Source organism: Zavarzinia sp. (genome assembly GCF_049306435.1).
Taxonomy (GTDB): domain Bacteria; phylum Pseudomonadota; class Alphaproteobacteria; order Zavarziniales; family Zavarziniaceae; genus Zavarzinia.
The window spans coordinates 1-5,116 of record NZ_JBAQRT010000195.1 but is presented as its reverse complement, the minus strand read 5'-3'; the positions used below and the strand labels follow the sequence as shown (position 1 = coordinate 5,116).

Annotated in this window: 6 protein-coding genes; 1 reads left to right on the top strand and 5 read right to left on the bottom strand. The window is 67.2% G+C overall.

The annotated features are described in order from the left end of the window. A partial coding sequence (locus WAZ62_RS11000; RefSeq protein ID WP_422643571.1) for a transposase occupies positions 1–278 on the top strand: 278 nt, incomplete at its 5' end. A gap of 93 nt (positions 279–371) precedes the next feature. Here the strand turns inward: WAZ62_RS11000 and WAZ62_RS10995 are convergent. The 5 genes from WAZ62_RS10995 to WAZ62_RS10975 form a co-directional block, all read right to left on the bottom strand. Further along, a complete protein-coding gene (locus tag WAZ62_RS10995) occupies positions 372–1,523 on the bottom strand; it encodes a hypothetical protein (RefSeq protein ID WP_422643570.1) in 1,152 nt (383 codons plus the stop codon). Positions 1,524–1,596: 73 nt separating this feature from the next. Next, entirely contained in the window at positions 1,597–2,067 is a 471-nt protein-coding gene (locus WAZ62_RS10990) for a DUF2867 domain-containing protein (protein ID WP_422643569.1), read from the bottom strand. Positions 2,068–2,171: 104 nt separating this feature from the next. After that, positions 2,172–3,311 carry a site-specific DNA-methyltransferase gene (locus WAZ62_RS10985; RefSeq protein ID WP_422643568.1) on the bottom strand — a complete coding sequence of 380 codons (1,140 nt, stop codon included), beginning with the start codon at positions 3,309–3,311 and terminating at the stop codon, positions 2,172–2,174. A gap of 55 nt (positions 3,312–3,366) precedes the next feature. Then, positions 3,367–3,996, bottom strand: a complete 630-nt coding sequence (locus tag WAZ62_RS10980) for a ribonuclease HII (RefSeq protein WP_422643567.1) — start codon at positions 3,994–3,996, stop codon at positions 3,367–3,369. Positions 3,997–4,046: 50 nt separating this feature from the next. Continuing rightward, positions 4,047–5,087 (bottom strand): PA0069 family radical SAM protein, encoded by a 1,041-nt coding sequence (locus WAZ62_RS10975; RefSeq protein ID WP_422643572.1) that lies wholly within the window; start codon positions 5,085–5,087, stop codon positions 4,047–4,049. Positions 5,088–5,116 lie beyond the last annotated feature (29 nt).

Below are 5,116 nucleotides of genomic sequence, written 5' to 3'. Positions count from 1 at the left end.
TCGCCGCCCTGACCGGCCTCGCCCCCTGGACCCGGCAATCCGGCCAGTGGCGCGGCAAGAGCTTCATCGGCGGCGGCAGGGCCGGCGTCCGCGCCGCCCTCTTCATGGGCGCCATGGTCGCCGCCCGGCACAACCCCGACCTCAGGGCCTTCAGGGACAGGCTCGTCGCCGCAGGCAAGCCAAAGCTCGTCGCCATCATCGCAACAGCCCGGAAACTCATCACCATCCTCAATGCCATCATCAGGGATGATCAACCATGGCGCGCAAAAACCGCTTGACCAGCAAGACAGTCCCTCTCCCCCCTGAAGGGCGGAGAGGGAGCTTGGTCGCCGACTTTGGCTCGCGATGATCGGCGGCGATCCGCGACATCGTTACTTTTGGGGACCCGGCTCCGCGAGCGGAGCCGGCGGAGGGGGCGAAGCGACTCGCCGGCCGGCTGCTGGGGTCGGGGGGGCACCCCCCGCGGAACAGACGCCGTCCTTTCGAATACACTCCGCATAGGCCGCTTCCCGCTCGGCGTAAGCGGTCATATAGGTCCTGACGGCCTCCCGGCACAACTCGACCACCCTGCTGTCATAAGGCAGGATGTAGGCATTGTTCACATCCCGAGCTTCCGGCGCCTCGAACAGTATCTCCGAGCAATTGTCGAGGATCACCCCGCGATTAAGGGCGGAATCGACGATATCTGAGACGGCGTTCGCCACATCCGAACTCACACCGCTGCCATTACCCGTCATGATGTTGGTGGTACCGCCGCTCTGGCCCTTGGCGACGGCGGAGAGGCTGTTGCGCGAGGCTTTCAGGATTTCTTCCGCGAGAGCTACTTTGGCTTCGGCCTCGGCGAGGGCTTTTTTCGCATCCTCGACCGCCTTTGTGGCCGTGGGAACATCCGCGCCCGGCTTTGCGAGCGCGGCTTCCTTGTCGGCAACGGCGGTTTTCGCGGCATCCCGCTGCTTCGTGGCCGCGTCCAGTTTGGCCTGCGCTTCCTCGACATTGCGGCCGGCCTCGGCGGCGGCGTCACCCGTCAGGGTGGTGGTGATCGGTCCGCGATAGGGGGAGGTGACCTGTTCGATCGCCAGCGCCGCCAGCAGCGTGTTCTGGAACCGGCGGATCTCGCTTCGCACCGCGCGATCGCTGAGCGCGCCGGCCGCCGACAGGGCGCAGATCGAATAAAGCAGGTTCGATTGCGCCTGGGTCAACTGGGTGCGGAAGGCGAGCGACGCCCCGGATTCGGCGACGGCGACGGCGGCTTTCGCCAGCGCCTCCTTGGTTTCGACCGACAGGCTGCCCGAGGAGGCGAAGACCGAGAAGGTGTCCGGGCTCTGCTCGACGCAGACCTGGAAGGCATGGCTCTTGTCGTCGCGCCGCGCCGCCGTGTTGGTGAGGACCACCCGTTGTTTCGCGTCGATGGTCGAGACATTGGAAGCCCCGGACCAATTATCGAACTGATACTGGATCGAATTCAGCTCGGCACAACCCGAAAGGGTCATGCCTGCGACCAGAAGGCCAAAAATTGCGCGCATTTCCGTTTCCCCCTACCGTTATACACACGGTAAAAGAGCATCGCCTGTCACGCAATATGATAATGAGAAGTGGCTACTGCTTTTCAGCCTGGGCGATCATCGCGGCGACGATGAGCCGGTGGAACGGCAGGATCAGCTTCAGGTAGATGCGGCCCCACAGGTTGTGCGGCCGCACCAGCGTCGTCACCGTGATGCGGCGGCGCTGGCCGGGGGCTGGCACGACTTCGACCGCGACGCGGAAATCGAGATGGCGGTCGTCGAGGCCGAGGATGACGCAGCCGGGCGACTGGCTCAATACCGGGAAGATGCCGACATGGTCCGGGTCGCCCTCATGGCCGGGCTTCAGGCCGAAGGGCGCGACCAGCGCGTTGCGCAGACGCATCAGGGCCCGCACCCAGCGGGGCGAGCGGCCCATGATGCGTCGCGCGGCCGAGGGCGCGTCGAGACTGCGCAATTCCGAGACCGCCCGATAGGCGTCGGCATAGGCCGCGCCGGGCAGCAGTTCGGCAAGCGCAGGTTCCGGGGCGACGGCCTCGACGCGCATGGGGTGTCCCGTGAAGATTGATCCTCACGGGATGAGACGACGGCTTGCCGTTTCCGGAAAGCATCCAAAATGCCGCAGCGCGCCCGCGCCGCAGGTCGCCTAGGTCAATGGGCCGAGCCGAGTTCGGCGCGGATGCGGCTGCGCCAGAAATCGATGGGCACCAGATTGCCCTGATGCTCGAAGTGCCAGAAGGTCCAGCCGTTGCAGGCCGGGGCGCCCTGGACATGGGCGCCGACCCGGTGGATCGAGCCCGTCGCGTCGTTGACCACCAGGCTGCCGTCGGCGCGCACCCGGGCGACCCAGCGCCGGCGCTGGTCGAACAGCTGGGTGCCGGGGCGGATCAAGCCGCGCTCCACCACCTGGCCGAAGGGAATGCGCGGCTCTTCCCGTTTCGATTTGGTCACCGACAGGGGCGCCTCGCCGCCGGTCTCGACCGCGTCGATGCGGGCCTGCGCCACCGCGGCATAGGCGGTGTCGCGCTCCAGCCCGATGAAATGCCGGCCGAGGCGCTTGGCGACGGCGCCCGTGGTGCCGGTGCCGAAGAACGGGTCGAGGATGACGTCGCCCGGATGGCTGCAGCCGACGATGACGCGGTAGAGCAGGGCTTCCGGCTTCTGGGTCGGATGGGCCTTGGCGCCGTCGTCGCCCTTCAGCCGCTCGTTGCCGCCGCAGATCGGCAGCAGCCAGTCGGAGCGCATCTGAAGATCGTCGTTCATGCTCTTCAGGGCGTCGTAATTGAAGGTATAGGTCTTCTGCGCCTCGTTGCGGGCGGCCCAGATCAGCGTCTCATGGGCATTGGTGAAGCGCCGGCCGCGGAAATTCGGCATCGGGTTCGCTTTCCGCCAGACGACATCGTTCAGCATCCAGAAGCCGAGGTCCTGCAAGGCGGTGCCGACCCGGAAGATGTTGTGATAGGAGCCGATGACCCAGATCGCCCCGGTGTCCTTCAGCACCCGCCGCGCCTCGAAGAGCCAGGCGCGGGTGAAGCGGTCGTATTCGGCATAAGAGTCGGCGATGCTGACGCCGTCGCCGAAACGGTCCCAGTCGTCGTCGACGCCATCGACCACCGACTGGTCGGGCCGGCGCAGCTGGCCGGCGCGGGTGCCCTTGTCCAGCATCAGGTTATAGGGCGGATCGGCGAAGACGAGGTCGACCGACTTGTCAGGCAGACCCCGCATCATCTCGATGCAGTCGCCGATCAGAATCTGATCGAGCGGCAAGTCCTGCTTGATTTCTTTCGTCATGACGACCCCCAGAGACAACCGAATCAGCGCATCCTGATTCGGCCGGGGAATCACGTCAATAGTCGTTTTGAATCAATGCTTTGATGGGACTAAATGATGTGCGGTGGAAACTTGTCGGCCCAAGCCGTTGTAGTGCGGCGCTATGTTCGGGCGTGCCATAGCCCATGTGGCGGGCGAAACCATAGCCCGGAAAGCGCAAATCGGCCTCGGTCATGATGCGGTCGCGATGCACCTTGGCGATGATCGAGGCCGCGCCGATCGACAGCGACAGGGCATCGCCCTTGACCAGGGTGGTGACCGGGCAGGGCAGGGCGGGCGCCCGGTTGCCATCGACGAGGGCGTGGGCGGGCGCGACGGGCAGGGCCTCGACCGCGCGGCGCATGGCCAGCAGGGTCGCCTTCAGGATGTTCAGCCGGTCGATTTCCTCGACGCCGGCTTCGCCGATGCCGACATGGGCGGTGGCCAGGATCTCGCCATACAGGCGCTCGCGCGCTATGGCGGAGAGTTTCTTGGAATCCGTGATGCCGGCGGGCAGCGCGGCGCCCGCCGGCCAGATCACGGCGGCGGCCGAGACAGGCCCGGCCCAGGGGCCGCGCCCGGCCTCGTCGATGCCGCAGACCAGGCCGCCGAGGGCGGCTTCGCGGGACAGGTCGGGGGGCGGCAGGCGTGGTGTCTTCGCTTTCATGGCGCGGGACCATGGCACGAAGACCGGGTCTTGTGAATCCTTGCCGCGCCTCAGTCGCCGAACAGGGCCATCTGGTCGCCGCTGTCGAGCGGGCGGCGGAAGCGCGTGGTGTCGAGCGGGCGGCGCGCCGTCTCAAGCCCCAGCCGCGTGCAGGCGAGGCGGAAACGCCGGGCGATCAGCTCGGCGTAAGGCCCCTGTCCCCGCTGGCGCAGGCCGAATTCGGCGCTGTTCAGCTGGCCGCCGCGAATGTCGCGGATCAGCGCCAGCACCCGCCCGGCCCGCTCGGGCACGGCGGCGGCCAGCCATTCCTGGAACAGTTCGCTGATCTCCATCGGCAGGCGCAGCAAGACATAGCCGGCGATGGAGGCGCCGGCGGCCCGCCCGGCTTCGAGGATCGCCTCGGTCTCGTGGTCGGTCAGGCCCGGGACGATCGGCGCGGTCATGATGCCGGTCGGGATGCCGGCGGACGACAGGGCGCGGATCGCCTCCAGCCGCCGCTCCGGCGTCGCCGCCCGGGGCTCCATCCGCCGGGCCAGGCGGCGGTCGAGGGTGGTGACCGAAATCGCCACCTTGGCCTGATTGCGTGCCGCCATGCGGGCGAGAATGTCGATGTCCCGCACCACGAGGGCGGATTTGGTGACCACGGTCAGCGGATGATTCCAGCGCTCCAGCACCTCGAGGATGCGGCGCGTGACCTGCATCTTCCGCTCCAGCGGCTGATAGGGATCGGTATTGGTGCCAAGGGCGATGGGCTGGCAGACATAGGATTTCACGCCCAGTTCCGCCTCCAGCAGGCGCGCGGCATCGGGCTTCACGAACAGGCGGGATTCGAAATCGAGCCCGGGCGACAGGCCGAGATAGGCATGGGTCGGCCTTGCATAGCAATAGGTGCAGCCGTGCTCGCAGCCCCGATAGGGGTTGATCGAGCGGTCGAAGGAAATATCCGGGCTGTCGTTGCGGGAAATGACACTGCGCGCCTTGTCCGCCTGCACCGTGGTCACGATGCGGGGCGCCGGCTCGTCCAGATTGCCCCAGCCATCGTCCAGCGCCACGCGCGCCTCGCGCTCGAACCGGCCGCTGGCGTTGGACATGGTGCCCCGCCCGGCCCGCGCCGCAGCCC